Below are 25,581 nucleotides of genomic sequence, written 5' to 3'. Positions count from 1 at the left end.
TTGCCGCGGGGCTCGTTCGCCGTGACCGGGAGGCGCTCAGCCCTCGTAGTGGTCCGCCACCAGCCGGTCGAGCAGCCGCACGCCGAAGGCGGTGGCGCCCTTCGGCGCCGTCGGCAGGTCCTTCGCGCTCCAGGCCGTGCCGGCGATGTCGAGATGGACCCAGGGCATCGGCCCGGCCTTGGTGTCGACGAAGCGCTGGATGAACTGCGCCGCGGTGATCGACCCGCCTGGCCGCCCGCCGACATTCTTCATGTCGGCGATGTCGGACTTGATCTGCTTGTCATAGGCATCGCCAAGCGGCATCCGCCAGCAGGCCTCGCCCACCGCCTTGCCGGCCGCGGCGACCTGCTGCGCGAGCGTGTCGTCGTTGCTGAACATGCCGGCATGCTCGTGGCCCAGCGCGACGATGATCGCCCCGGTCAGGGTGGCGAGGTCCACCATGAAGCGCGGCTCGAACCGGTCCTGGCAGTAGTGGATGACGTCGGCCAGGACCAGCCGGCCCTCGGCATCGGTGTTGATCACCTCGACGGTCAGCCCGGCCGCGGTCTTCACCACGTCCCCCGGCCGCTGCGCGTTGCCGGATGGCATGTTCTCCACCAGGCCCACCAGCCCGACCGCATCGACCTTGGCGCGGCGGCCGGCAAGCGCCGCCATCAGGCCCACGACCGCGCCGGCGCCGGCCATGTCCCACTTCATGTCCTCCATCCCGCCGGCCGGCTTGATCGAGATGCCGCCGGTGTCGAAGGTCACGCCCTTGCCGATGAAGGCGACCGGCTTGCCGGAGGCCTTCTTGCCCTTCGGCCCGCCGGCGCCGTTCCACTGCATCACCACGAGGCGCGGCTCCCGGGTGGAGCCCTGGGCGACGCCGAGCAGCGCGCCCATGCCGAGCTTCCGCATCTCCTTCGGCCCGAGCACCTCGACATCCACGCCGAGCTTCTCGAGTTCCTTGCAGCGCTCGGCCATCTCCTCCGGGTGCAGGATGTTCGGCGGCTCGGAGACCAGGTCGCGGGCCAGGAAGACGCCGTCGGCGACGGCCCGCATCGGCGCCCAGGCCGCCTTGGCGGCGGGCGCGGCATCGGTGGCGAAGGCGACGCGCTCGAGCTTCGGCTTGTCCTCCTCCTTCTCCGCCGTGCGGTAGCGGTCGAAGCGGTAGCTCTTCAGCAGCAGGCCGAGCGCGAAGGCCGCGGCCTGGGCCGGGGCCAGGCCCTCGGCGGCGACGGTCGCCTCCCGCTCGGCGCTGACCTGCGCCAGGGCGGCGCCGCCGGCGGCTTCCAGGCCGTCCGCGGTCAGCTCCCCGGCCTTGCCGAGGCCGATGGCGATCAGCTTGGCCGCGCCGCCCTCGGGCGCCGGGGCCCAGATGGTGCAGGTCTGGCCCTTGCGGCCCTTGAAGCCGGCGGCGGCCAGCGCCCGGGCGACGGCGCCGCCCGCGGCCGCGTCGATCGCCTGGGCGAGGCCCACCAGCGCCGCCTCCTCGGCCAGCGGCAGCACCAGCGCGCCATGGCGCGGCAGGGCAGGCTTCACGAAGGCGATGTCGAGCATGGGCGGAGGTTGTCCCTTGTTGGCGAGCGCGGGCCGAGGATAGCACCGGCCGGCCGTACCGCCAGCGGGCCGCCCCGGTTCTGCCGCGCGCCCCGCCCTGCTACACCGGGGCATGACCGATCCTGGACTGCTCGACCTCGCCGCCGGCCTCGCCCGCCGCGCCGCATTCGCCATCGAGGCGGTGAAGCGCGCCGGCTTCGCAGTGGAGCGCAAGACCGACGAGAGCCCGGTCACCGAGGCCGACCGCGTCGCCGAGGCGCTGATCGTCGAGGCGCTGCGGGCGGCGACGCCCGCCTGGCCGGTGGTGGCGGAGGAGGAGGTCGCGGCCGGCATCGTCACCGCCGCGGCGCCGCGCTTCTGGCTGGTCGATCCGCTCGACGGCACCCGCGACTTCGCCAAGGGGCGGAGCGAGTACGCCGTCTGCATCGGCCTGGTGGAGGCGGGCCGCGCCATCCTCGGCGCCATCGCCCTGCCGGCGACCGGCGAGGTCTTCGGGGGATTGCTCGGCCATGGCGCATGGAAGGAGGACGCCGCGCCGCGGCGCCCGGTCCGGGTCCGCGCGGTGCCGCCCGAGGGGCTGACCGTGCTGGCCAGCCGCACCTATGCCGACGACCCGCGCATGCTGCCCTTCCTCGCGGGCCGGCCGATCGCCGAACGCCGCCCGGTCTCCTCCGCGCTGAGATTCTGCCGGGTGGCGGAAGGCGTGGCAGACCTCTATCCGCGCTTCGGCGGGACGATGGAATGGGACACCGCCGCCGGCCAGGCGCTGGTCGAGGCCGCCGGCGGCAGCGTGACCCAGGTGGACGGCAGCCCGCTGCGCTACGGCAAGCCGGGCTGGCGCAACCCGGATTTCGTCTGCCATGGCGGGCCCGGCGCGTGACCGAGCAGCTCGGCCCCGGCGACGTCGCCCGCGCCGCCGCCCTGCTGCGGCAGGGCGGGCTGGTCGGCTTCCCGACGGAGACGGTCTACGGGCTCGGCGGCGACGCGACGGATGGGAAGGCCGTCGCCGGCATCTTCGCCGCCAAGGGCCGGCCGCATTTCAACCCGCTGATCTGCCACTATCCCTCCGCCGAGGCGGCCTTCGCCGATGTCCGCGCCGATGACCGGGCGCGGGCGGTGGCGGCGGCCTTCTGGCCCGGCCCGCTGACCCTGGTGCTGCCGCGCCGCACGGCCTGCCGGGTGGATTTGCTGGCCGGGGCCGGGCTCGACACCCTGGCGGTCCGGGTGCCGGCCAATCCCCTCGCGCTCGAACTGCTGCACCAGGTTGGCCGGCCGGTGGCGGCGCCCTCGGCCAACCGTTCCGGCGCGGTCAGCCCGACCACGGCGGCGCATGTGCTGGAAGGGCTCTCCGGCCGCATTGCCGCGGTGCTGGATGGCGGCCCCTGCCCGGTGGGCGTCGAGAGCACCGTGCTGGACCTGACCGGGAAGGGCGCGGTGCTGCTGCGCCCGGGCGGCGTGCCGGCCGAGGCGCTGGAGGCGCTGCTCGGCAGGCTCGGCCGCGCCCTGCCCATCACCGCGGCAGCGGCGACGCAGAGCCTGCGCTCGCCGGGGATGATGCTGTCGCACTACGCGCCCGGCCTGCCGGTGCGGCTGGCCGCGACGCAGGTCGCGCCGGAGGAGGCGCTGCTGGCCTTCGGCCCGGCCCTGCCCGGCGCCGCGGTCGCCTGGAACCTCTCCCCGTCAGGCGACCTGGCCGAGGCCGCGTCCCGCCTCTTCGCCGGGCTCCGCTGGCTGGATGCCCAGGGCGCGGCGCGCGGCTGCACCGGCATCGCGGTGATGCCGGTGCCGGAGACCGGCCTCGGCGCCGCCATCAACGACCGGCTGGAACGCGCCGCGGCGCCGCGCGGCTGAGGCCCGGCCGGTTAACAGGGCCGTAGCCGCTTCACGGCATCCTGGCGGCCCACCGCGGACGGATCCCCCATGTTCCCTGCCACCGCCAGCGCCCCGCGGCATGGCTGGCTCGGATCCCTGCGCGGCATCGCCGCGGTGCAGGTCTTCCTGCTGCACCTGCTCGGCGCCTTCTGGCTGCCTGCGGTGACCGGGGAAGGCCCGGCTGGGCTCGCCACCTGGCTGGCCCGCTCGCCGCTCGCCCTGCTCTGGGACGGGGAGAGCGCGGTCGCGCTGTTCTTCCTGCTCAGCGGCGCGGTGCTGGCGGGCGCCTTCAGGCGCCAGCTTGACGCGCCCGGCGCGGCGCTGGCGGCACGGCTGCTGCGGCTCGGCCTACCCGGGGCGCTGGCCTGCCTGCTCGCCTTCCTCACCTTCCACGCCTTCCCAGAGGCGCACCTTGCCGCCGCGGCGCGGCTCGGCGCCTCCTGGCTCGGCGGCAACTGGACCGGGGACGGCTCGTTCGCCTCCCTGCTGTGGGAGGCGGGCCCGGGCCTCCTCCTCGGCTTCATCCCCGCCCTGCCGCCGCTGCCCGGCATCGCCAGCGCCTATAACGGCCCGCTCTGGACCATGGCGGTGAGCTGCGCGGCTCGGTGCTCGTGCTGCTGCTCCTGCTGGTGCGGCGGCGCTGGCCGGCCGCCTGGGGCTGGGTGGCGGCGCTGGCGCTCGGCTTGCTCTGGCGCAGCGAATACGCGGCCTTCCTGGTCGGCGCGCTGGGCAGCCTGGCGGCGCCGCGGCTCGGCCCGTTGCTGCCGGCGCGCGGGCAGGGCGGGCTGGCGCTCGCCGCCGGGCTGGCCGGGGCGGGGCTGAGCTGGCTGGCGCTGCGCGGGGTGCCGGACGGCCTCGTCCCGCCCGGCGGCTGGCTGCCGGCGCTGTCGCCGGCCGACCTGTCGCGGGCGCTCGGCACCATGCTCGGCTTCGCCGCGGTCGCCGCCGCACCGGGGCTGCGGCGGCGGCTGGAGGCGCGCTGGCTCGGCTGGCTGGGCCGGCTGTCCTTCCCGCTTTACCTGGTGCACTGGCCGATGATCCTCGGGCCCGGCGCCGCGGCCTTCCTGGCGCTGGAACCTGTGCTCGGCGCGGATGGCGCGCGGCTCGGCGGCATGGCGGTGGCCAGCCTCGCCTCGCTGCTGCTCGCCCTGGCCTTCCGGCCGCTGGATGCCGCCGCCATGCGCTGGTCGCGCGGGCTGCGCGAGGCCCTGGCGCGGCCGCTGCCGGATGCGGCGGCTTGCGCCGCCCCGTCCCGGGTATAGGCTCGGCTCGGAAGGCGCGCGCAACGACGCGCCATCGGTCCAGGAGGAAACGATGTCCAAGCCCAGGGCGCCCCGGCTTCGGGGCGCGGCCGCCGCGCTCGCGCTCATGCTCGCACCGCATCTCGCCGCCGCGCAGCTCTCGGACGAGGTGGTGCGCATCGGCGTGCTGACCGACCTGTCCGGCCCCTATGCCGATTTCGCCGGCCCCGGCTCCGTCCTCGCCACCCGCATGGCGATCGAGGACCATGGCGGCAGGGTGCTCGGCAAGCCGGTCGAGGTGGTCAATGCCGACCACCAGAACAAGCCGGATGTCGGCGGCGCGCTCGCCCGGCGCTGGATCGACACCGACCGCGTCGACATGATCATCGACATGCCGAACAGCTCCGTCGCGCTGGCCGTGCAGCAGGTCGGCCGCGAGCGGAACCGCATCATCATCAACAGCTCGGCCTCGACCACGGAACTCACGGGCCGGCAATGCTCGCCGGTCGGGTTCCACTGGACCTCCGACAGCTATGCGCTGTCCTCCGGCACCACCCGCGCCGTGATGCAGCAGGGCGGCAAGTCCTGGTACTACCTGACAGTCGACTACGAAGGCGGCTACGCGCTCGAGCGCGGCTCGGAAGGCGTGGTGAAGGCCGAGGGCGGCACGGTGCTCGGCCATGCGCGGCATCCGCTCAACACCTCGGACTTCTCCTCCTTCCTGCTGCAGGCGCAGGCGTCCAAGGCGCAGGTCGTCGCGCTGGCCAATGCCGGCACCGACACCATCAACGCCATCAAGCAGGCGGGCGAATTCGGCCTGACCAAGGGCGGCCAGCGGCTGGTCGGCATGTTCGTCAACGTCAACGACGTGAAGGCGCTCGGCCTGCAGACCGCGCAGGGCGTGGTGACGGTGGAGGCCTGGTACTGGGACCAGTCCGACGAGACCCGCGCCTTCGCCGCCCGCTTCGCCGAGCGCAACCGCGGCACGGTGCCGAGCCAGTACCAAGCCGGCATCTACAGCGCGGTGCGGCACTACCTGAAGGCGGTCGAGGCCGCGGGCACGGACGAGGCGATGGCGGTCGCGGCGAAGATGCGCGCGCTGCCGGTGAACGACGTCTTCACCAGGAACGGGGTGGTCCGCGCCGATGGGCGGCACGTGCACGACCTCTACCTGGTCGAGGTGAAGAAGCCGGCGGAATCGAAAGGCCCTTGGGACCTCTACAAGGTGCTGGCGACGGTGCCGGCGGCGCAGGCCTTCAAGGCGCCGGACGCGGCCTGCCCGCTGGTGAAGCCGTGACCCCCTCGGCTTCGTCGGCCTCGGCGCCATGGGGGCGCCGATGGTCCGGCGGCTGCTCGGCGCCGGGCACCGGGTGCTGGTGCACGACGTGAGCATGGCCGCCGTCGCGGCCGCGGTCTCGAAAGGGGCGGAGGGACGCACCAGCCCCGCCGCCGTCGCCGCCGAGGCGGCGGTCGTGCTGGTCAGCCTGCCGACGCCGGACGTGGTGCGGGCCGTGGCGCTCGGCCCGCAGGGGCTGGTCGAGGGCGGCGCCATGCGGGTCTATGTCGACCTCTCCACCACCGGCGCGCAGGTGGCGGTGCAGGTCGCGGAAGGCCTTGCCGCACGCGGCGTCGCGGCGCTCGACGCGCCGGTCTCGGGCGGCGTCGCCGGGGCGGAGGCGGGCACGCTCTCGGTCATGGCGGCGGGCGACCGGACGGCCTTCGAGCGCGTGCGGGCGGTGCTGGAGGCGATAGGGTCCAACACCGTGCTGGTGGGGGAGAAGGTCGGGCTTGGCCAGACCCTGAAGCTGGTGAACAACCTGCTGGCGGCGACCACCTGGGCCGCGGCCTGCGAGGCGCTGGCGATGGGTGCCAAGGCCGGGCTGGACCCCGAGCTGATGGTGAACGTCATCAACAAGTCCTCCGGCCGAAGCTTCCCGACGGAGAGGTTCGCCGCCGGCCCGGTGCTGACCCGGCGCTTCGACTTCGGCTTCCGGATGGAGCTGATGGCCAGGGACATGCGGCTGGCCTTGCAGGAGGCCGAGGCGCTGGGCCTGGTGATGCCGACCAGCCGGGCGGCGCAGATGCTGTACGGGTTGGCGATGTCGGGCGGCCAGGGCAAGGGCGACGTGACCGAGCTGGCGCGGATCACCGAGGGCTGGGCGGATGTGGAGATCAGCCGCCAGCCGGCGGAACGAGGGCTGAGGCGAAGCCGGGGAAGCCTACCCCGGCCCTCCTCTCGGCGCAGTCCAGTGGCGGCGCCGACAGGACTCCGCCGCACGCCGCGTCAGAGCAAGAAGTCGCTCGCGTGCAGGTCGTACCGGCCGTGCAGTTCGATCTCCGCCACGAGCTGGCCGGTATTGAAGCCGATCCGGACGATCGTCTCGTTGCCTTCAACGTCATAGCGGACCTGCAGCCCGCCCTTGAAGTCACCGCCGCCGAACGGGGCCGTGCCGATGAACTCGAGACGCCCGTCCGCCACGTCCAGGACCCGGAAGCCCTGCAGGTTCATGACGTCGATCGGCGATTTCTCCGGCCCCGCCTGGAAATCGCTGATCAGGTCGCGGGTCGCCGCATCCGTGCCGCTGTCACCCGGCGCGAAGATGAAGACATCGCTGTCAGAGCCACCCGAGAGCGTATCGGCGCCCGCGCCGCCGATGATGCCGTCGCTGCCCTCGCCGCCATAGATCCGGTCGTTCCCCTCGTCGCCCCGCAGCTTGTCGTTGCCGGCCTCGCCGAAGATGAGGTCGTTGCCCGGCCCGCCACTGGCGGCATCAGTGCCGTCGCCGAGGCGGATGAGGTCGTCGCCTCCCAGGCCATAGACTTCGTCGTCACCGCCAAAGGTCAGGATCTGGTCGCGTTCGTCCGTCCCCGTGAGGACATCGCGGATATCCGTGCCCAGGAAGATGGCCATCCTTGTTTCCTCCATGTCCCGCGGGGCTTTTTCCCCGCGCGACATGAATGGATGAAAAGGCATCTGGTCATCTTTGATTAGAATCAAATAATATAATGGAAGAACCTGGGCGGATATTCTTCTCTCCGGCTCGAGACTTCGTCGCTGGCCGTGCCGCCGGTCGATCCGCCGGATCTATTCGGCCGCCAACTGCCCGAAGTCGATCGGCGCCCGCGTGATCTCGCTCATCCGCCGCCGCACCGCGAAGACCCGCACCGAGAGCTCGGTGATGTCCGGGTTGGCCTTCATGCGGGCGACGATCGGCCCGGCCGCATAGGCCTCGGCCGAGGCGCGGTCGGCAAAGAGGTAGATGCCGCCCGCCAGCCGCTCCGCGTCGCCGTCCAGCCAGATCTTCCAGAGCAGGCCCGGCACCTCGAGGAAGGGCTTCGCCCGGTCGTCGGTGTAGCGTGCCTCCCACTCGGCCTTCGGCATCTCCGGCCGGCGGTAGTTGATCTGGACGATGTGCTGCATGCTGGGGCCCTCCGCCTCGGGAAAACGCCTCAGGCCGGCGTCCGCTCCAGCAGCTCGATCGAGATGTTCTGCGGCCCCTCGATGAAGCAGATCCGCACGCCGGGCCGGGCCTGCTTCGGCTCCATGGTGAACCTCACGCCCTTGGCCTTGAGCTCGGCCACCGCCGCGTCCAGCCCCTGCACCGCCAGGCCGAAATGGTCGATGCCGTTGTAGGGAGAGGTGGGCGGCGCCGCGACGCGGCTGTCGGAGGCCGAGATGAAGAGGTCGAGCCCGCCGAGCTTCATGTCGATCCGGGCGCATCGCCCTCGACGCGGCGGGCGATCTCGGCGCCGAGCTTGTCCTGGAACCAGGCGGCGGTCGCCTCGAGGTCCGGGCTGCGCAGGTGGATGTGGTCGAAGCCGTAGCGGGCCATGGGGTTCCTCCGTCCGTCCTTGCCCGAGCCTAGGCCGGATGGCCTCCGGCTGGACAGGGGCGCCGGGCCGGGGAGCATCCGGGCAACGAGACCCGGGGAAACGCCATGCCGCCCATCGCCCGCCGCGCCTTGCTGGCCGGTGCCGCCCTGCCCCTCGCGGCGCATGCCCAAGGCACGCCGCTCCGCATGGTCGTCCCCTTCGCCCCCGGCGGCGCCACCGACATTGCCGCCCGGCTGGTGGTCCCCGCCCTGGCCGAGGCGCTCTCCCGCCCCGTGGTGATCGAGAACCGCGGCGGCGGCGGCACGCTGATCGGCGCCGAGGCGGTGGCGACCGCCGCCCCCGACGGCAACACGATCGGCTTCTTCACCGTCACCACCGCGGCCCTGGCCGCCGGCGCTGCACCCGAAGCTGCGCTTCGACATCCGCCGCGCCTTCGCGCGCGCTGTCCCTGATCGGCACCATGCCGATGCTGCTGGTGGTCGGCCCGCATGTGCCGGCGCGGACGCTGGCGGATTCCTGGCCCTGCTGCGCGACGGCCCGAAGCCGCTGACCTATGGCTCGGCCGGGCCCGGCTCGATCAACCACCTCTCGGCGCATATGCTGGCGATGCGCGCCGGCGGAAAGGCCGAGCACGTCCCCTATCGCGGCGCCGCCCTGGTGGTGCTGGACCTGATCGCCGGCAATGTGGACTTCCTGGTGGAGGGCATCGCCTCCCTGCACGGCCATGTCCGCGCCGGCGCCCTGCGCGGCCTGGCGGTGACCGGGGAAGCGCGGAGCGCGCTGCTGCCGGACGTCCCGACCGCGATGGAGGCCGGCCTCGCCGGTTTCCGCATCCTCAACTGGTTCGCCGGCTTCGCCCCGGCCGGCACCGCGGCGGCGCCGCTTGCGGCAGGGCTGCAGGGCGCCGTGCGCGGCGAAGCGGTGGCGGCGAGACTGGTCGAGAACGGCATCGACCCCGTGGGGTCGGATGCCGCGCACGCTGGAGCGGTTCTGGGACGCCGAGATCGCGCTCTGGCGTCCGGTGGTCCAGGCGGCGGGCGTCTCGCTCGACTGATGCGGATCCGCGACGCCACGCCGGCCGATGCCGCCGCCGCCTGCGACGTGCTGCGGCGGTCCATCGCGGAACTCCTGCACCGCGGACCACGGCGGCGACCCGGCGGTGCTCGCCGCCTGGCTGGCCAACAAGACGCCGATGAACGTCGCGGCCTGGATCGACGCGCCGGGCAACACGCTGCTGCTAGGCCGAGGCCGCCGGCCGGGTGCTCGGGGTCGCGGCCATGACCGCGGCGGGCGAGGTCCACGCTGAACTACGTGGCGCCCGAGGCCCGCTTCCGGGGGCGTCAGCCGCGCCCTGCTGGCAGCCATCGAGGCACGCGCACGACAGGCCGGGCTCGACCGCTGCACCCTGCACGGCACCGCGACCGCGCGCCGCTTCTATGCCGCCGCCGGCTATGCCGAAACCGCCCCGCCCGAGGGCCGCTTCGGCACGCCATCCGGCATCCCCATGGCCGAAGTCCCTCGGCAGGCCCGGGCGGCCCCCTCGACGCCGCGCCGCTGCCGCCCGGGCACCTCTCGTCCCATGGACCAGCAGACCGAACCTCGCCAAGGTGAAGGGCCGCATCCGGGCCCTGGCCGCCCGCACCGTGGAGCGCGGCTGCTCCGAGGCCGAGGCGCTCGCCGCCGCCGCCAAGGTCGGCGAGCTGCTCGAAGTCTATGGCCTGTCGATGTCCGAAGTGGAGCTGCGCGATGAGGCCTGCATCCAGCGCCGCGTCACCGTCCCCGGGCCGCAGCGCCTGGCGCTGCGCTGGCTCTACCCAGGCGCTGCTGCGCTTCACGGAATGCCGCGGCTGGACCGATGGCCGGGCCGATTTCGTCCTGTTCGGACCCGAGCCCGACGTGCAGATGGCGGAATACCTGCTGCGCGTCGCGGAAGGCGCGCTGGCCCATGAGGAAGGCCGCTACCGCGCCACGCCCGACTACCTCCGCAGCAAGGCGACGCCGCAGACCCGCCTCCGCAGCTTCCGCTACGGCTTCGCCGACCGGCTCGGCAAGCGGCTGGAGGCGATGATCGAGGCCCGCGCCGCGGCGGCCGAGGCGCGGCGCGAGGCCGCGGCACCGTCCCGGGCGAAAGCCTCGACCGCCCTGGTCCTCGCCAAGGAGAGGAAGGTCGAGGAAGGCTTCCGCGGCCTCGGCGTCCGGCTGAAGACGGTCTACTCCACCGCCACGGTGCGCGACCGCGGCGCCTATGGCCGCGGCCAGGCGGCCGGCGGGCGGGTCGGGCTGGAACGGCCGGTGGGGGCCGGGCCATCGGCCGGGAAACTGCCCCGGGGATGAGGCGCAGGGCATGAGCCGGGACGACGCCGCGGCGCGGCGGCTCTATGCCTGGGAGGATGCCGAGGTCGGGCCGCGCGATGCCTCCCGCGTCCCCTTCGCGCAGTTGCAGGCCCTGGTCGACCATGTCTGGGCGGCCGAGGGGCTGCGCTTCCCGCCGCGCGTGCGCCCGCTGCCCCGCCAGGCCCGCACCACCGTGGCGCGGGCGACGCGGCTGGCGATCGAGGCGCCTCCGGAGCTTCCCACCTGGGTCCTGCTGCACGAGTTGGCGCATTGCCTGACCAGCACGGCGGAGGGCGGCAGCGACGGCCACGGGCCGCGTTTCGTCGGGATGTACCTGCAGCTGCTGGTACGGCATGCGCGGATGCCGGAGGCGGCGCTGGTCGCCTCCTCCGCGCCGCCGGGATCCCTCGATCCCGCGGCCCGGCCGGCCTTCCTGGCCTAGCCGGCCGCCGCTACCCTGCGCCCGAAATGCGGAGGAAACATCGATGCGTCCCAGGATCGCCTTCGTCGGGGCCGGCGCGGTCGGCGGCTATCTCGGCGGCCATCTCGCCCGGCTGGGCCATGACGTCACGCTGATCGACGCCTGGCCGGCGCATGTCGAGGCGATCCGCGCGCAGGGCCTGAAGCTTACCGGCATCGAGGAGAGCCAGAACGTCACCGTCCAGGTCCCGGCGCTGCACCTGTTCTGACGTGCAGTCGCTCTCGAAGCAGCCGCCCATCGACATCGCCTTCGTCTCGGTGAAGTCCTACGACACCACCTGGGCGACGCAGGTCATCGCGCCGCACCTAGCGCCGGGCGGCTTCGTCGCCAGCCTGCAGAACTGCATCAACGAGCCCGCCATCGCCGCGGTGGTCGGCTGGGGCCGCACCGTCGGCGTCATCGCCGGCACCTATTCCGGCGAGCTTGGTGGCCCCCGGCGAGGTCATGCGCGCCACCGTGCCGCTCGGCGGCACCCAGCGCGTGGTCTATGCGGTCGGCGAGCCGCATGGCCGCATCACCGCCCGCGTCGAGATGATCCGCGACATGATCGCCGCCATCGACAGCGTCCAGGCCACGACCAATCTCCTGGGGCGAGCGCTGGATCGAAGCTCTGCGTCAACGTCATGCGCAACGGGGTCAGCGCCGCCACCGGCCTGTCGGGCAACGAGTGCGACCGCGACGACCGCATCCGCCGCTTCTCCATCCGGCTCGGCGCCGAGGCGGTGCGGATCAGGCCAGGCGCTCGGCTATGCGCTGGAGCCGATCCAGAAGATCGCGCCGGAGGTACTGGCCGCCGCCGGCGCCGGCGATGCCGCGGCGCTCGACAAGGCGGAAGGCACCATCCTGGCGACGCTCGCCGCCGGCCAGCGCAGCGCGAAGCAGCGGCCCTCCATGGGCCAGGACATGATGAAGGGGCGGCAGACCGAGATCGACCAGATCAATGGCTTCGTCGTGGCGGAAGGCGCCAAGGCCGGGCTCGTGGCCCCCGCCAACGCCGCGCTGACCCGCGATGGTGAAGCGGGTCGAGCGTGGCGAGATCGCGGCGCGGGCGGAGAACGTCACCGGGATCAACGCCTGAGGGAAGAACGGGGGAGAAGGTATTCTCCCCTGTGCCCCCTCATCTATTTTTCTGGGTCCGGTATCCACCGCGTGGCGGCACCGACTTCACAAAGGGAAGGGTGGGGCTTGGGGAGGGAATACCCGTTTCCCTCCCCAACCTTCCCTCACCCCCGCCTTCTTGGTGAAGTCCACCTTGTCGTTCGCACCGGGATGCGGCGGCTCGCCGGTCGTCACCGCCTTCAGGTAGCCATAGGCATGCACCAGCGTGCTGGACGGGCTGTCCCAGTATTCCGCGCCCTCGCACTCCACCCGGATCAGCGCGATCTTCGGGTCTTCCGGCCCGGCCGGGAACCAGACCCGCAGCGGCTCGGACCACAGCGCCTTCTGCTTCGCCGCATCCTTGATCGTCTCGGCGCTGCCGGAGATCGAGACGTAGTTCTGCGAGGAGGGGTCGGAATAGGCCAGCAGCACGCGGCCGTCGTTGTTGGCTTCGCCTGTCACCGGGCTGCCGGCGGTGGCGAAGAACCACAGCACGCCGTCGAATTCCTTGTTGACGGAGCGCATGGGACGGCCGCGGAAGCGGCCCTGGTCGTCCTGCGTCACCATCATGGCGATGTCGATATCCTTGATCATCTCCCAGACCTTGCGCTTGGCCTCGGCATCGCTGCGGGTCTCGGGCATCGTCTCGCTCTCCTGTCCGTGGGTGGGTCGCGGCCCCAACGACCGGGCGGCGGGGCGGTTCCAGCCGGCGCTTGCCCCCACCGGAGGACGGCAGTAAGGCCGGGAGCTCGACCGGTGCCGGCCCGAGCACCGGTCGGGGCATCGTCGAGCCGGCGATTCACGCCCAGGGCCAGCCGAGGAGACCTCCCATGCCGCAGCCGCGCCCCGTCATGCTCGTCATCCTGGACGGCTGGGGCTGGCGCGAGGACCCGGCGGACAATGCCGTGCGCCAGGCCCGCACCCCGAGTTTCGACGCGCTGTGGCAAGCCGGCCCGCGCGCCTTCCTGCACACCTCGGGGCATGAGGTCGGCCTGCCCGACGGCCAGATGGGCAGTTCCGAGGTCGGCCACCTGAACCTCGGCGCCGGCCGGGTGGTGATGCAGGACCTGCCGCGGATCGATGCGGCGGTGGCGGACGGCTCGATCGGCACGCTGCCGGCGCCGGCGGAGCTCGTCCGCAAGCTGAAGGCCTCGGGCGGCACCTGCCACCTGATGGGCCTGCTCTCGCCCGGCGGCGTGCACAGCCACCAGAAGCATGCCGCGGCGCTGGCGAAGGCGGTGACGGCAGAGGGCGTGCCGGTGGCGCTGCACCTCTTCACCGATGGCCGCGACACCCCGCCGCGCGCCGCGCCGGACTACCTGCGCACCCTGCTGGCCGACCTGGGCGACATGCATGGCAGGGCGGGCGGCATCCGCATCGCCACCGTCTGCGGCCGCTACTACGCGATGGACCGCGACAACCGCTGGGAGCGCGTCTCCCAGGCCTATGACGTCATGGTCTCGGCCAAGGGCGCGCGGGCCGCCGACCCGGTCGCGGCGGTCGCGGCCGCGCATGCCAAGGACGTCACCGACGAGTTCGTCCCCGCCACCGTCATCGGCGACTACCAGGGCATGCGGGACGGCGACGGCATCCTCTGCTTCAACTTCCGCGCCGACCGCGTCCGGGAGATCCTGGCCGCGCTGCTCGACCCCGCCTTCCAGGGCTTCGCGCGCAGCAAGGTGGTCCGCTTCGCCGGCGCCGCCGGCTGACCCAGTATTCCACCGACCTCGACGCCTTCCTCGGCACGCTCTTCCCGCCGAACCAGCTGAAGGACATCCTCGGCGAGGTCGTCGCCCGCGCCGGGAAGACCCAGCTGCGGATGGCCGAGACCGAGAAGTACCCGCACGTCACCTATTTCCTGAACGGCGGCGAGGAGCGGCCCTATGACGGGGAGGACCGCATCATGGTCCCCTCCCCCAAGGTGGCGACCTACGACCTGCAGCCGGAGATGTCGGCCCCCGGCTGACCGGACAAGGCCGTCGCCGCCATCGAGTCCGGCAAGTACGACCTGATCGTGCTGAACTTCGCCAACCCCGACATGGTCGGCCATACCGGCGTGCTGGCCGCGGCCATCAAGGCGGTGGAGACGGTGGATGCCGGGCTCGGCCGCATCGCCACGGCGGTGAAGGCGCAGGGCGGCGCCCTGCTGGTCACCGCGGACCACGGCAATTGCGAGATGATGCGCGACCCCATCACGGGCGGGCCGCACACCGCCCATACCACCAACCCGGTCCCCGTCTTCCTGATGGGCGGCCCGGCCGGGGCGGTGCTGCACGAAGGCAAGCTGGCCGACGTGGCGCCGACCCTGCTGAAGCTGATGGGCCTGCCGCAGCCGGCGGCGATGACCGGGAAGGCGCTTGTCGCCTGACCCGGCCCCGCGGCGGAGCCGCGTTCGGACGATGCCGCGGCGGAGCCGCCTCGATGCCATGCCGGGGCGGCACCGCGCCCGCCCGGTGATGCCTTCCCTGGCGGCGGCGCTGGGCCTCCTTCTCGCCTGCCCCGCCCTGGCCCAGCCCACCCCCCAGGCCCTGCACGAGGCCCAGCGCGCCGCCGCCGCGGAGCGCGAGGCGGCCGAGGCCGCCACCCGGGCCGCCGCCGCCGCCGCTGCCGAGGAGCGCCGCCTGGCCGAGCGCCGGGTCGAGGGCGCCCGCCGCGCCCAGGCCGCCGAGCAGCGGGTCGCCGAGGCCGAGGAGCGCGCCCGCGCCGCCGCCGCCGCCGCCGGCCATGCCCAGGCCGTGCTCCAGCGCCGTGCCGCCGCCCTGGCCCCGGCCATCCCGGTGATGCTCCGCCTCGCGCTCTGGCCGGCGGAATCGCTGCTGGCGGTGCCGGGCGAGGCCGAGGACGCGCTGCGCGGCCTGCTGGTGCTGCAGGGCATGTCGCGGGAGATGGCCGCCGAGGCCGCCGGCCTGCGCGCCTCCGGCGCCGAGGCGGCCCGCCGCGCCGCGACCGCCACGACCGAGGCCGCCGCGCTGCGCGGCGCCCGAGGCCGCCGCCCGCACCGCGGCCGAGGCGCTGGAGGAGGACCTGGCCGAGGCCCGCCGCCGCCGCGCCGGCGCCCGCGATGCCGAGGCCGAGGCGGCCCGCCGCGCCGAGGAGAGCGCCGCCCGGGCCGGCGACCTGGAAGGCGCGCTCGCCCGGCTGCGGCGGGAGGAAGCCCGCCGCGAAGCGGCGGAGAAGGCGCGCGAGGCGGCCGAGGCGAAGGCCCGTGCCAGGGAGGCGGCGCGCGAGGCCCGCCGCGGCCGCGCCCCGGAACGGCCGCCGGAGCGGGTCCAGGATGCCGTTGCCCACCCCGCCCCGCCGGATCCCCCCACGCCGCGCGGCGCCCGGCCGATGCCGGCCGCCGGTCAGGTCACGCGGGCCTTCGGCGCCGCCGGGGAAGGCGGCGCGGCACGGGGAATGACCGTCTCGGCCCTGCCCGGCGCCCGGGTGGTCAGCCCCTGTGGCGGCAAAGTCGTGTTCGGTTCATCCTTCAGAAGCTATGGGCTGTTGTTGATTGTGGATTGCGGCGACGGCTACCATTTCGTGCTGGCCGGGCTTGATCGGCTGGATGCCTCCCCGGGGCAGCGCGTGCTGGCCGAGGAGCCGGTCGGGCAGCTTGGTGCCGCGGAGAAGGGCGGCAGGGCTCCACTCTACCTGGAGTTGCGCCGCAACGGGCAGCCGGTGGATCCACGGGATTGGTTTACCGCCAAAGGGTAAGGCGGAGGGTATGAACCGGTAAGGTTCGCGGTCGGATAGGTATCTCGCGGCCAGCATGGCCGAAACGCAGGGAATGGGTTGGCCGCATGAAGCGCAGGGTTCGGACGGTGGCGGCGGTGGCCGGGGCCTTCATGGCCGGGGTCGTGGTCGGCCCCATGGTGGCGGCCTGGGCCCAGGATGGTGGCCGGGCGGACGCTTATCGCCTGCTCAACCTGTTCGGCGACGTGTTCGAGCGCGTCCGCGCCGAATATGTCGAGCCGATCAACGACCGCGACGCGGTCGAGAACGCCATCAACGGCATGCTCACCGGGCTCGACCCGCACAGCTCCTACCTGAACCAGCGCTCCTACCGCGACATGCAGGTGCAGACCCGCGGCGAGTTCGGCGGCCTCGGCATCGAGGTGACGCAGGAGAACGGCTACATCAAGGTGATCTCGCCGATCGACGACACCCCGGCCGCCCGGGCCGGCGTCAAGGCGGGCGACCTGATCACCAACCTCAACGGCAACTCCGTGCAGGGCCTGACCCTGCAGGAGGCGGTCGAGCAGATGCGCGGCGAGCGCGGCACCGCCATCAAGATCACCATCCGGCGCGAGGGCGCCGACCGGCCGATCGAGCTCTCCTGACCCGGGAGGTGATCCGCCCGCAGGTCGTCCGCTTCCGGCTGGAGGGCGGCGACATCGGCTATGTCCGGCTGACCTCCTTCAACGAGCAGACCGATGTCGGCCTGCGCAAGGCGATCCAGGCGATGCGCAGCCAGGCCGGCGCGGCCGGGCTGAAGGGCCTGGTGCTCGACCTCCGCAACAACCCGGGCGGACTGCTCGACCAGGCGGTGCAGGTCTCGGACGAGTTCCTCGACCAGGGCGAGATCGTCTCGACCCGCGCCCGCCGGCCCGAGGACGCGCAGCGCTGGAACGCCAAGTCCGGCGACATCGCGCAGGGCGTGCCGCTGGTGGTTCTGATCAACGGCGGCTCGGCCTCGGCCTCCGAGATCGTCGCCGGCGCGCTGCAGGACCACCGCCGGGCGATCGTCCTCGGCGTGAAGTCCTTCGGCAAGGGCAGCGTGCAGACCGTGATGCCGATCCCCGGCAACGGCGCGATACGGCTGACCACGGCGCGCTACTTCACCCCCTCGGGCCGCTCGATCCAGGCCACCGGGATCGAGCCGGACATCGAGGTGCTGGCCCAGCGCCAGGAGGCGACGGCCAGCATCCCGCGCGAGCGCGAGGCCGACCTGCGCCGCGCCCTGCGGAACGAGGGCGGCGTGCAGCAGCCGGCCGGCGCCGCCATCCCCAAGCTGGAACTGCCCCCCGGCATCGCCGAGAAGGTCAACCGCCTGCCGCCCGAGGGCGCGCCGGCCTTCGACCCGACCAAGCCGGAAACCGACTTCCAGCTGCAGCAGGCGACCCAGCTGCTGCGCAACCTGGCCGCGGTGCAGACCCCGTCGCGCCGCGCCGCCTCGCGCTGACGGATCGCCGGGCCGCCCGGCCTTGCCCGCGGACGGGACCATGATGGGCGGCAGCCTCGCCGCCGCGGTCCGGCGGCGGCTGTCTGGCTGGCGCGGGCTCGGCCTCTTCTGGGCCGTGGTGCTCGCGCTGGTGGGCGGCGGCGCCGGGCTGCTCGCCTGGCTGGGGCCGCCGCCGGCCCTGCCGGCCCTTGCCGAGGCGGCCTCCCCCGGCGCCTCCGCCGCCGGTGCCGACGCACCGCCCGCCACCGCGCCCGAGCCGGTGCCCATCGTCGAGGCCACCCTGCGCGGCGCCGCCCGGCCGGCCGGGCCGAGCCCGGCGGCGGAGCCGGCGCTGCTGGAATCCGGACCCTATGGCCGGCTGCCGCGGATCGGGCCGGATGGCCGTTCCTCGATCCGCGCCTATGGAAGGCCCTTCGACCGGCAAGACCCGCGCCCACGGGTCGGCCTCGTCATCGGCGGGCTCGGCATGAATGCCGCGGTGACCGAGGACGCGATCCGCCGCCTGCCCGGCGCGGTCGGCCTGGCCTTCAGCCCCTATGCGCCGCGGGTCGAGCTGCTGCTTGACCAGGCCAGGGCCAAGGGGCAGGAGCTGCTGCTGGCGCTGCCGCTGGAGCCGACCGGCTATCCCCTGAACAACCCGGGCGACCGGGCGCTGCTGACCGGGCTGACGCCGTCCGAGAACGGCGACCGGCTGCTCTGGGCGCTGTCGCGCTTCACCGGCTATGTCGGCGCGATCGGCGCCCTCGGGCCGATGCGGGGCGAGCGCTTCGCCCAGATGGGCGAGGCGATGGGCGCGCTGCAGGCGACGCTGCATGCCCGCGGGCTGCTCTACCTCGACCCCGCCCCGGCGCGGCGAAGGGGCCGGACCGGGCCTGGGGCCGCGCTGTCGACCTGGTGGTGGACGAGCCCGCCACCCGCAGCGAGATCGAGCTCAAGCTGGCGAAGCTGGAGGCGCTGGCGCGCGAGCACGGCGCGGCGCTGGGCTATGCCGGGGAGGCCTCCCCGGTGCTGGTCGACCGGGTCGCCGCCTGGGCCGGCGGGGTGGAGTCGCGCGGCCTGGTGCTGGCGCCGGTGACCGCGATGCTGCGGCGGCCCGAGGTGGAGCCGACGCGGGCGCGCTGAGCGGCCCTTAGGGAATAAAGCGGCTAAAGCCTGAAATCCCGCCTAATTCCCGCCAATCCGGTTGAGGCCGTTGCGGCCCGGCCGGCGCCGGGGCCAGGAATTCCGCGGCCTGCGGCCCGGCCGGATTTTGGATCCTGCAGTCGAGGAATTGAAGCGGCCGCGCCGGGCGCGGCCAGGCCGCGCGGGCGTAGCGTTGACGATATTCCTATACACGCACGACCCTGCGGAGGCCAGGCTTTTCCCGGCCGGTCGCCCGCCTGCCCGATCTCCGGTAGAGGGGCGGCGGAACCGCGGAGACCCGCCATGGACCAGCCTGCCCCCCTGGACTACCGCCCCTGCGTCGGGGCCGTGCTGTTCAACCGCGACGGCCTGGTGCTGGTCGCACGCCGGGCCAATTTCCCCAATGCCGAAGGCGCCGCGGGCGGCTGGCAGCTGCCCCAGGGTGGCATCGACGGGGCGGAGGACCCGGCCGTGGCGATCTTCCGCGAGCTGGAGGAGGAGATCGGCACCGCGCGCGCCGAGATCCTCGCCGAGCATCCGGACTGGCTGACCTACGACCTGCCGCCCGCGCTGGTCGGCCGCGCCCTGCACGGCCGGTACCGCGGCCAGAGGCAGCGCTGGTTCGCGCTGCGCTTCCTCGGCGAGGACGGCGACATCCGGCTCGACCTCGACCCCCATCCGGAATTCGACGCCTGGCGCTGGGCGCGGCTGGAGGAGCTGCCGGGGCTGGCGGTGGCGTTCAAGCGGGCGATCTACGAGGTCCTGGCGCGCGACTTCGCCCGGTTCGCCGCGCCCCAGGGCCGCTAGAGCAGATGGCGTGAACGCGTGAACGCCTGAAGCTGCCCTGGGACAACGAGCTGACGGCGTGCGGCGTTCGTCCTTGAACGCAGATCGCCGCAGCGGCGGGCGCCGGTCCGGTTGCCGGCCGGCCAGGACGGCGCCGCGGAAGGCGGCCGAGGGCGAACGCCGGCCGTCCCGGCGCGTTGGCACCGGCGCGGCTCCAGCTGTCCGGGTCCTCACCGCGGCTGCCCTGGACCGTGCCGGGGCGTGGGCCCTGGTGAGCCGGCGATCCAGGTGGCCGTCCGGGACGGCCGCCGGCGCCCTGATCATCAAGACCCCGATACGATCCTGCTCCTCACGGGGCTGTCGAGCATATTGGTTCGCTACAGGGACTATTTTAACAGGCGTCCGATACGGTCGGGAGGCAAGGATGCGGAAGCCAGTCATGCGGAGCGGTTGCGCCAGGAACCTGACCGTGCTCGCGGCCGCGCTCGGCGGCGCGGTCGTCATGACCCTGTTCGCGGTGGCGTCGCTGCCGGTCATGCTGGCCCAGCGCCTGTTCCTCGACCACGGCGCCTGACCCGACGGGTCGCCGGAAGGCTCAGAACATCGCCGCGAAGGGCAGCACCCGCACCGCGTCGCCCGGCGCCACCGCCAGCACCTCCTCGGGCAGCTCGACGAAGGCGTCGCTCTCGGTCAGCGAGGTCAGCAGCCCCGCCCCCTCGCGGGCGAATTTCTCCGCCGCCGGCAGCGCCGGGCCCGGCCGCAGCCGGACCCGCACATATTCCCGCCGGCCGGCCTTCTTGCGGTAGGCGAAGGCCGCCTCGGCGGTGAAGCGCGGCAGCGGCTCCGCCGCCGCGCCCGCCAGCCGCAGCACCAGCGGCCGGGCCAGGTGCAGGAAGGTGACCACCGCCGCCACCGGGTTGCCCGGCAGGCCCAGCACCGGCGTCCCGTCGATCACCCCGAGCGCCGCCGGACGCCCCGGCTTCACCGCCAGGCGCCAGAAGACCAGCCGGCCGCCCTGCTCGATCGCGGCGCGGACATGGTCCTCCTCCCCGGTGGAGACCCCGCCCGAGGTCAGCAGCAGGTCGTGGCGTCCCGCCGCCTCCCGCAATGCCGCGGCGCTCGCCTCCGCCCGGTCGGGCAGGATGCCGAGGTCGCATGGCTCCACCGGCAGCCGCGCCAGCAGGGCGAGCAGGGTGAAGCGGTTGCTGTCATGGGTCTGCGCCGGGCCGAGCGGCGTGCCGGGCGAGGCCAGCTCGTCCCCGGTCGAGAAGACGCCGACCCGGATGCGCGGAGCGACCGGCAGCCTGGCGCAGCCGAGCGCGGCGGCGAGGCCGATCTCGGGCGCGCGCAGCCGGCGGCCGGCCGGCAGGGCGAGGGCGCCCTGCGCCACGTCCTCCCCCGCGGGCCGGGCATTGGCGCCGGGCCTCAGCCCGGCCGGGACCAGGACGGCGCCGGCCTCCAGCGCCGCATCCTCCTGCATCAGCACGGTGTCCGCGCCGGCCGGCATCGGCGCCCCGGTGAAGATCCGGGCGGCGGTGCGGGGGAGAGCGGCGGCGGCGCCTGGCCGGCGGCGACCCGGCCCTCGAGCCGCAGCGCGGTCGGGCCGGCGGCGCCGAGGTCGGCATGGCGGAAGGCGTAGCCGTCCACGGCGCTGTTGTGGAAGGGCGGCAGCGGCTGCGGCGCCAGCAAGTCGCGCGCCAGCACCCGGCCGAGCGCCGCGGCCAGCCCGACCTGCTCCACCCCCGCGACCGGCGGGACGCGGTCGGCGATCAGCGCCTCGGCCGCCTCCACCGAGAGCAGCGGGCCGCCGAAGGCGAAGCAGTCATCCGAGAGCTGCGCCAAGGCGCGTCACCCCTGCCAGGCCGCGAGATCCACGGCGAAATGCTGCACCAGATCGGCGATGGACCCGATATCGTCCAGGGGCGACCAGGGAAGATCCGCCTCCGGCCGGACATCGCTGGCCACCGCGGCGACATGCGGATCGTCGGGGTGGATCCAGGGCTTGCCGTTGGCGGCGCGGTGCACCTCGACCTTCGGGTGGCTGTCGCGCTTGAAGCCCTCGACGATCACCAGGTCGACGGGCGACAGGCGGGAGAGCAGGAAGCGCAGGTCCGGCTCCGGCGCGCCGCGGTTCTCGGTCATCAGCGCCCAGCGGTGCTCGGAGGCGACCAGGACCTGCCGGGCGCCGGCCTCGCGGTGCAGCCAGCTGTCCTTGCCCGGCGTGTCGACGTCGAAGCGGTGATGCGCGTGCTTGAGCGTGGAGACGCCGACCCCCGCGCGGCGAGGCAGGGGATCAGCCGGGTGAGGAGCGTGGTCTTGCCGGCCCCGCTCCAGCCAGCGAGGCCGATGAGCTTCATGCCGGCGACAGTAGAGCAGATCGCCGCCGGGCGGCAGCGCCCGGGGCCGGAATCTGCGCCGGTCCGGCTTCGCTCAGGCCGGCGGCACACGCCCTGGGCGTTTCCACCCAGGACGACCGCAGCCTAGTCCGCCCCGGCGGCGCGGGCGCCCGGGGGCGGCGCGGGCCGGTGGCCCCGCCGCACCTCGTCGACCCAGAGCCCGTGATGCTCCTTCGCCCAGTTGAGGTCGACCTGGCCGGAGGCCATGGCGTCGATCGCCCCCTCCATGCCGATGGAGCCGATATAGATGTGGGCCAGCATGGCGGCGACCATCAGCACCGCCAGCACGCCATGGATCATGTGGGCGAGCTTGCATGCCGGCGATGTCGGTGAGGGCGAAGGGGAAGATCAGCATGTAGCCGGAGGCGGCGACCACGCCGCCGCCGATCACGGTCAGCCAGAAGACGCCCTTCTGCCCGGCATTGAACCGCCCGGCGACGGGATGGCCGCGGCCGATGAAGCCGCCGCCCAGCTTCAGCCAGTCGATGTCGCGGCGGTCGGGGATGTTGTCGCGCGCCCAGAGCAGCAGCATCAGGACGACGCCGAGGGTGAAGGGGAAGGCGAGGAAGTTGTGCGCCAGCTTCCCCCAGGCGCTGACCGCGGCGAAGGCCTCCGGACCCAGCAGCGGCAGCAGCAGGTGCCGGCCGAAGGTGAGGTTGAGGCCGGAGAGGCCGAGAATGATGAAGCAGCTGGCCACCATCCAGTGGTTCGCCCGCTCCAGCAGGTTGAAGCGGGTGATGGTGCGGCCGGAGGCGCCGCCGGCGATGGGGATGCGGCCCCTGATGCCGAGGAAGGCCGCCAGCGCGGCGAGCACGCCGAGGATGGCGACGCCGCCGACCCAGGTGAGGGTGGTGTTGTGGAAGTCGCGCCAGGCCTTGCCCTGCGGCTGGATCAGGCTGGCGGCGCGCGCGTCGGGGATGGAGACGCGGCCCTCGATCCTGCCGCCCTGCAGCGTGCGCTGCAGCTCCATCTCCTCGGCCGAGACGGGGACGCGGCCGGGCGATTGGGCCTGCGCCGCGCCGGCCGCGAGCGTGACGGCGACCAGCGCCGCGAGGAGGTGGCGGATCATGCGCTCAGCTCCTGCTTGTAGGCGGTGCGCCAGCCCCAGGCGCCGGAGCCGTAGCCGCGGCGCTGCACGCGTTCCTTGTAGATGCCGGCGATGATGTCGCCGTCGCCGGCGAGCAGCGCCTTGGTCGAGCACATCTCGGCGCAGAGCGGCAGCTTGCCCTCGGCGATGCGGTTGGCGCCGTACTGGATGTACTCCACCGCCGAGTTGTCCTGCTGCGGCCCGCCGGCGCAGTAGGTGCACTTGTCCATCTTCCCGCGGCCGCCGAAATTGCCGACCTTCGGGTATTGCGGCGCGCCGAAGGGGCAGCGCGTAGAAGCAGTAGCCGCAGCCGATGCAGAGGTCCTTGTCGTGCAGCACGATCGCATCGGCGGTGGTGTAGAAGCACGACACCGGGCAGACCGCGGCGCAAGGCGCGTCGGTGCAGTGCATGCAGGCCATGGAGATCGAGCGCTCGCCCGGCTTGCCGTCGTTGATGGTGACGACGCGGCGGCGGTTGATGCCCCAGGGCACCTCGTGCTCGTTCTTGCAGGCGGTGACGCAGGCGTTGCACTCGATGCAGCGGTCGCTGTCACAGAGGAATTTCATCCGGGCCATGATCAGGCTCCCTTGATCTGGCAGAGGGTGACCTTGGTCTCCTGCATGAAGGTCACGGGGTCGTAGCCATAGGTGGTCAGCGCGTTCACGCTCTCGCCGAGCACGATCGGGTCGGTGCCGGCGGGGTAGTGCTTGCGGCGATCCTCGCCCATGAACCAGCCGCCGAAGTGGAAGGGCATGAAGGCGACGCCCTGCGCCACCCGCTCGGTCACCAGCGCCTTGACGCGGGCGCGGCTGTTGCTCTCGGGCCCGGTCACCCAGACCCAGCCGCCGTCGCGGATGTTGCGCGCCGCGGCGTCGGCCGGATGGATCTCGACGAACATGTCCTGCTGCAGCTCGGCCAGCCACTTGTTGGACCGGGTCTCCTCGCCGCCGCCCTCGTATTCCACCAGGCGGCCGCTGGTCAGGATGATGGGGAAGTCCTTCACGACCGTGGCGCTGCGCGCCTGCACGGACTGGCCGAGATGCGGCATGCGGAAGCCGCGGCGGTCCGGCAGGGTCGGGTACTTCGCCACCAGGTCGGGCCGCGCGGTGTAGATCGGCTCGCGGTGCACCGGCACGGGGTCGGGCAGGTTCCAGGCGACTGCCCTGGCCTTCGCGTTGCCGTAGGGCACGCAGCCATGCTCCATCGCCACGCGGACGATGCCGCCCGAGAGGTCGGTGGCCCAGCTCGCGCGGTCGATATTGGCGCCAAAATGCGTCTCGAGGCTCGCCGTCTCGGCCGCCGTCAGCTCGCCGAACCAGCCGAGCCGCTTCAGCACGGCCACGGTGAATTCCGGATAGCCGTCCTGGATCTCGGAGCCCCTGGAATAGGAGCCCTCGGCCAGCAGCGTCTGCCCGTTGCGTTCCACGCCGAAGCGGGCGCGGAAGGTGCCGCCGCCCTCCTTCACATGGAGGTTGGTGTTGTAGAGCACGTGGCTGCCGGGGTGGCGCATCTCCGGCGTGCCGAAGCAGGGCCAGGGCAGGCCGTAGAAGTCGCCGGCGATCTCGGCCGGCGCGCCCGGCTTCGCCCGCAGCGTCACGAGGTCGAACCTGTCCTGGTGCCGCATGTGCAGCTTGAGCCGCTCCGGCGACTGGCCGGTATAGCCGATCGACCAGAGCCCGCGGTTCATCTCGCGCAGGATGCTCTCGGCGGCCACGCGGCCGTCCTTCACCTCGATCCCGGCGAACATCCGCTCGCCGAAGCCGAGCCGCCTGGTCAGCGCGTGGATCACGTCGTAGTCGTTGCGGCTCTCGAAGATCGGCTCCACCACCTTGGCGCCCCATTGGAGCGAGCGGTTGGAGGCGGTGCGGCTGCCGTCCATCTCGAAGCTGGTGCAGATCGGCAGCAGGTAGGTGCCGTCGCGCCGGTTGGAGATCTGGCTGAAGGTGGTCGGGTGCGGGTCGGCGACGACCAGCAGGTCGAGCTTCTCGAGCCCCTTCACCATCTCCGGCATGCGGGTGACGGTGTTGCCGCCATGGCCGAAGACCATCATGGCCTTCAGGCTGCTGGGCTGCGCGACATAGGCCTGGCCATCGGCCTCGGTCTTGTCGCGCTCGCCCGGCATGATCACCGCGTCGAACCAGCGGGTGGAGGGGATGCCGGGCGCCTCCATCAGCGCCTTGGAGCCGAAGCGGGAGAGCAGCCAGTCGTACTCGACGCCCCAGACCCGCGCCCAGTGCCGCCAGGCATTCTCGTCGAGGCCGTAATAGCCGGGCAGCGTCGTGACATCGAGGCCGAGGTCGGTCGCGCCCTGCACGTTGCAATGGCCGCGGAAGATGTTGGCGCCGGTGCCGTTGGACCCGACATTGCCGGTCGCCAGCAGCAGGATCGAATAGGCCCGCACATTGGCGGTGCCGACCGTCTTCTGTCGTCGCGCCCATGCACCAGATCAGCGTCGAGGGCTTCTGCGTGGCGAAGGTGACGGCGACGCGCTTCAGCTGTTCGCCCGGCACGCCGGTGACGCGCTCGACCTCCTCCGGCGTCCACTTCGCCACCTCGGCGCGGACCTCCTCCATGCCATGGACGCGCTGGCGGATGGATTCCTTGTCTTCCAGCCCGTTCTGGAAGA

General features: G+C 73.3%; 27 protein-coding genes and 9 pseudogenes. 24 read left to right on the top strand and 12 right to left on the bottom strand.

Annotation, left to right across the window (positions count from 1 at the left end; all coding sequences use genetic code 11):
- Positions 1-36: 36 nt before the first annotated feature.
- Entirely contained in the window at positions 37-1,539 is a 1,503-nt protein-coding gene (locus tag ACQ86J_RS24325) for a leucyl aminopeptidase (protein ID WP_431267552.1), read from the bottom strand.
- A gap of 112 nt (positions 1,540-1,651) precedes the next feature.
- On the opposite strand from ACQ86J_RS24325, the gene cysQ reads away from it, so the two are divergent.
- The 6 genes and pseudogenes from cysQ to ACQ86J_RS24295 all read left to right on the top strand — a co-directional run bounded on the left by cysQ (position 1,652) and on the right by ACQ86J_RS24295 (position 7,054).
- Positions 1,652-2,419 (top strand): 3'(2'),5'-bisphosphate nucleotidase CysQ, encoded by a 768-nt coding sequence (cysQ, locus tag ACQ86J_RS24320; protein WP_431267551.1) that lies wholly within the window; start codon positions 1,652-1,654, stop codon positions 2,417-2,419.
- On the top strand, positions 2,416-3,390 hold the full coding sequence (locus tag ACQ86J_RS24315) for an L-threonylcarbamoyladenylate synthase (protein ID WP_431267550.1): 975 nt from the start codon (positions 2,416-2,418) through the stop codon (positions 3,388-3,390). The genes cysQ and ACQ86J_RS24315 overlap by 4 nt, the downstream gene beginning before the upstream one ends.
- A 69-nt stretch (positions 3,391-3,459) precedes the next feature.
- A pseudogene (locus tag ACQ86J_RS24310) lies at positions 3,460-3,942 on the top strand (acyltransferase family protein); the annotation flags it as partial.
- Positions 3,943-4,016: 74 nt separating this feature from the next.
- Positions 4,017-4,673, top strand: a complete 657-nt coding sequence (locus tag ACQ86J_RS24305) for a hypothetical protein (RefSeq protein WP_431267549.1) — start codon at positions 4,017-4,019, stop codon at positions 4,671-4,673.
- 52 nt (positions 4,674-4,725) lie between these two features.
- Positions 4,726-5,949, top strand: coding sequence for an ABC transporter substrate-binding protein (locus ACQ86J_RS24300; protein ID WP_431267548.1), 1,224 nt, complete (start codon positions 4,726-4,728; stop codon positions 5,947-5,949).
- A gap of 28 nt (positions 5,950-5,977) precedes the next feature.
- Positions 5,978-7,054: an NAD(P)-dependent oxidoreductase gene (locus tag ACQ86J_RS24295; protein ID WP_431267547.1), complete on the top strand. Its 1,077-nt coding sequence runs from the start codon at positions 5,978-5,980 to the stop codon at positions 7,052-7,054.
- On the opposite strand, the gene ACQ86J_RS24290 is transcribed toward ACQ86J_RS24295, so the two are convergent.
- From ACQ86J_RS24290 to ACQ86J_RS24275, 4 genes are all read right to left on the bottom strand, one after another.
- Positions 6,937-7,563: a calcium-binding protein gene (locus ACQ86J_RS24290; protein WP_431267546.1), complete on the bottom strand. Its 627-nt coding sequence runs from the start codon at positions 7,561-7,563 to the stop codon at positions 6,937-6,939. The two genes, ACQ86J_RS24295 and ACQ86J_RS24290, sit on opposite strands and share 118 nt — an antisense overlap.
- Positions 7,564-7,737: 174 nt before the next feature.
- Complete coding sequence (locus tag ACQ86J_RS24285; RefSeq protein ID WP_431267545.1) at positions 7,738-8,073, bottom strand: YdhR family protein; 336 nt, start codon at positions 8,071-8,073, stop codon at positions 7,738-7,740.
- Between the two features lie 29 nt (positions 8,074-8,102).
- A complete protein-coding gene (locus ACQ86J_RS24280; RefSeq protein ID WP_431267544.1) occupies positions 8,103-8,357 on the bottom strand; it encodes a VOC family protein in 255 nt (84 codons plus the stop codon).
- Positions 8,354-8,485, bottom strand: a complete 132-nt coding sequence (locus ACQ86J_RS24275; protein WP_431267543.1) for a VOC family protein — start codon at positions 8,483-8,485, stop codon at positions 8,354-8,356. Before ACQ86J_RS24275 ends, ACQ86J_RS24280 begins: the two co-directional genes overlap by 4 nt.
- Positions 8,486-8,590: 105 nt before the next feature.
- Here ACQ86J_RS24275 and ACQ86J_RS24270 point away from each other — a divergent pair, with 105 nt between their 5' ends.
- The 9 genes and pseudogenes from ACQ86J_RS24270 to ACQ86J_RS24230 all read left to right on the top strand — a co-directional run.
- Entirely contained in the window at positions 8,591-8,938 is a 348-nt protein-coding gene (locus ACQ86J_RS24270) for a tripartite tricarboxylate transporter substrate-binding protein (protein ID WP_431267542.1), read from the top strand.
- A 64-nt stretch (positions 8,939-9,002) separates the two neighbouring features.
- Positions 9,003-9,767, top strand: a complete 765-nt coding sequence (locus tag ACQ86J_RS24265; protein ID WP_431272513.1) for a tripartite tricarboxylate transporter substrate-binding protein — start codon at positions 9,003-9,005, stop codon at positions 9,765-9,767.
- A 70-nt stretch (positions 9,768-9,837) separates the two neighbouring features.
- Positions 9,838-9,933: pseudogene (locus ACQ86J_RS24260) on the top strand (hypothetical protein); the annotation flags it as partial.
- Positions 9,923-10,156 (top strand): annotated as a pseudogene (locus ACQ86J_RS24255) (hypothetical protein); the annotation flags it as partial. The pseudogenes ACQ86J_RS24260 and ACQ86J_RS24255, both read left to right, overlap by 11 nt.
- 76 nt (positions 10,157-10,232) lie before the next feature.
- Positions 10,233-10,820: a DUF7168 domain-containing protein gene (locus ACQ86J_RS24250; protein WP_431267541.1), complete on the top strand. Its 588-nt coding sequence runs from the start codon at positions 10,233-10,235 to the stop codon at positions 10,818-10,820.
- Positions 10,821-10,830: 10 nt separating this feature from the next.
- The gene (locus ACQ86J_RS24245; protein ID WP_431267540.1) at positions 10,831-11,262 is read left to right on the top strand and encodes a hypothetical protein; all 432 of its coding nucleotides are present in this window, start codon (positions 10,831-10,833) and stop codon (positions 11,260-11,262) included.
- A gap of 43 nt (positions 11,263-11,305) precedes the next feature.
- Entirely contained in the window at positions 11,306-11,509 is a 204-nt protein-coding gene (locus ACQ86J_RS24240) for a ketopantoate reductase family protein (RefSeq protein WP_431267539.1), read from the top strand.
- A 1-nt stretch (position 11,510) separates the two neighbouring features.
- A pseudogene (locus ACQ86J_RS24235) lies at positions 11,511-11,702 on the top strand (ketopantoate reductase family protein); the annotation flags it as partial.
- A gap of 43 nt (positions 11,703-11,745) precedes the next feature.
- A pseudogene (locus ACQ86J_RS24230) lies at positions 11,746-12,246 on the top strand (ketopantoate reductase C-terminal domain-containing protein); the annotation flags it as partial.
- Positions 12,247-12,465: 219 nt separating this feature from the next.
- Here the strand turns inward: ACQ86J_RS24230 and ACQ86J_RS24225 are convergent.
- Positions 12,466-13,041 carry a pyridoxamine 5'-phosphate oxidase family protein gene (locus ACQ86J_RS24225; RefSeq protein ID WP_431267538.1) on the bottom strand — a complete coding sequence of 192 codons (576 nt, stop codon included), beginning with the start codon at positions 13,039-13,041 and terminating at the stop codon, positions 12,466-12,468.
- A 188-nt stretch (positions 13,042-13,229) separates the two neighbouring features.
- Here ACQ86J_RS24225 and gpmI point away from each other — a divergent pair.
- The 8 genes and pseudogenes from gpmI to ACQ86J_RS24185 all read left to right on the top strand — a co-directional run bounded on the left by gpmI (position 13,230) and on the right by ACQ86J_RS24185 (position 19,492).
- Positions 13,230-14,767 (top strand): annotated as a pseudogene (gene gpmI / locus ACQ86J_RS24220) (2,3-bisphosphoglycerate-independent phosphoglycerate mutase).
- Positions 14,768-14,798: 31 nt separating this feature from the next.
- Positions 14,799-15,938 carry a hypothetical protein gene (locus ACQ86J_RS24215; RefSeq protein ID WP_431272743.1) on the top strand — a complete coding sequence of 380 codons (1,140 nt, stop codon included), beginning with the start codon at positions 14,799-14,801 and terminating at the stop codon, positions 15,936-15,938.
- The gene (locus ACQ86J_RS24210) at positions 15,826-16,095 is read left to right on the top strand and encodes a murein hydrolase activator EnvC family protein (protein ID WP_431272512.1); all 270 of its coding nucleotides are present in this window, start codon (positions 15,826-15,828) and stop codon (positions 16,093-16,095) included. The genes ACQ86J_RS24215 and ACQ86J_RS24210 overlap by 113 nt, the downstream gene beginning before the upstream one ends.
- A gap of 86 nt (positions 16,096-16,181) precedes the next feature.
- Entirely contained in the window at positions 16,182-16,721 is a 540-nt protein-coding gene (locus ACQ86J_RS24205) for a S41 family peptidase (RefSeq protein ID WP_431267537.1), read from the top strand.
- An 8-nt stretch (positions 16,722-16,729) separates the two neighbouring features.
- Positions 16,730-17,563, top strand: a complete 834-nt coding sequence (locus tag ACQ86J_RS24200) for a S41 family peptidase (protein WP_431267536.1) — start codon at positions 16,730-16,732, stop codon at positions 17,561-17,563.
- A gap of 40 nt (positions 17,564-17,603) precedes the next feature.
- A pseudogene (locus tag ACQ86J_RS24195) lies at positions 17,604-18,344 on the top strand (divergent polysaccharide deacetylase family protein); the annotation flags it as partial.
- A 113-nt stretch (positions 18,345-18,457) separates the two neighbouring features.
- Complete coding sequence (locus ACQ86J_RS24190) at positions 18,458-18,685, top strand: divergent polysaccharide deacetylase family protein (RefSeq protein WP_431267535.1); 228 nt, start codon at positions 18,458-18,460, stop codon at positions 18,683-18,685.
- A gap of 303 nt (positions 18,686-18,988) precedes the next feature.
- Positions 18,989-19,492 carry an RNA pyrophosphohydrolase gene (locus ACQ86J_RS24185; protein ID WP_431267534.1) on the top strand — a complete coding sequence of 168 codons (504 nt, stop codon included), beginning with the start codon at positions 18,989-18,991 and terminating at the stop codon, positions 19,490-19,492.
- A gap of 574 nt (positions 19,493-20,066) precedes the next feature.
- On the opposite strand, the gene ACQ86J_RS24180 is transcribed toward ACQ86J_RS24185, so the two are convergent.
- The 5 genes and pseudogenes from ACQ86J_RS24180 to ACQ86J_RS24160 form a co-directional block, all read right to left on the bottom strand.
- Positions 20,067-20,246: a hypothetical protein gene (locus tag ACQ86J_RS24180; protein WP_431272511.1), complete on the bottom strand. Its 180-nt coding sequence runs from the start codon at positions 20,244-20,246 to the stop codon at positions 20,067-20,069.
- A gap of 153 nt (positions 20,247-20,399) precedes the next feature.
- A pseudogene (locus ACQ86J_RS24175) lies at positions 20,400-21,211 on the bottom strand (molybdopterin molybdotransferase MoeA); the annotation flags it as partial.
- Positions 21,212-21,319: 108 nt separating this feature from the next.
- Positions 21,320-21,828 (bottom strand): annotated as a pseudogene (gene mobB / locus ACQ86J_RS24170) (molybdopterin-guanine dinucleotide biosynthesis protein B).
- 73 nt (positions 21,829-21,901) lie between these two features.
- Positions 21,902-22,936, bottom strand: coding sequence for a formate dehydrogenase subunit gamma (locus ACQ86J_RS24165; protein ID WP_431267533.1), 1,035 nt, complete (start codon positions 22,934-22,936; stop codon positions 21,902-21,904).
- Entirely contained in the window at positions 22,933-23,184 is a 252-nt protein-coding gene (locus tag ACQ86J_RS24160) for a hypothetical protein (RefSeq protein WP_431267532.1), read from the bottom strand. The genes ACQ86J_RS24165 and ACQ86J_RS24160 overlap by 4 nt, the downstream gene beginning before the upstream one ends.
- A gap of 188 nt (positions 23,185-23,372) precedes the next feature.
- Between ACQ86J_RS24160 and ACQ86J_RS24155 the strand changes: the two genes are divergently transcribed.
- Complete coding sequence (locus ACQ86J_RS24155; protein WP_431267531.1) at positions 23,373-23,546, top strand: hypothetical protein; 174 nt, start codon at positions 23,373-23,375, stop codon at positions 23,544-23,546.
- On the opposite strand, the gene ACQ86J_RS24150 is transcribed toward ACQ86J_RS24155, so the two are convergent.
- Positions 23,533-25,356, bottom strand: a complete 1,824-nt coding sequence (locus ACQ86J_RS24150; protein WP_431267530.1) for a formate dehydrogenase subunit alpha — start codon at positions 25,354-25,356, stop codon at positions 23,533-23,535. The genes ACQ86J_RS24155 and ACQ86J_RS24150 overlap by 14 nt on opposite strands.
- Between the last annotated feature and the right edge of the window lie 225 nt (positions 25,357-25,581).

The organism is Dankookia sp. P2 (assembly GCF_050632255.1).
Lineage (GTDB): Bacteria > Pseudomonadota > Alphaproteobacteria > Acetobacterales > Acetobacteraceae > Paracraurococcus.
This window is presented reverse-complemented; position numbering and strand designations above follow the sequence as displayed.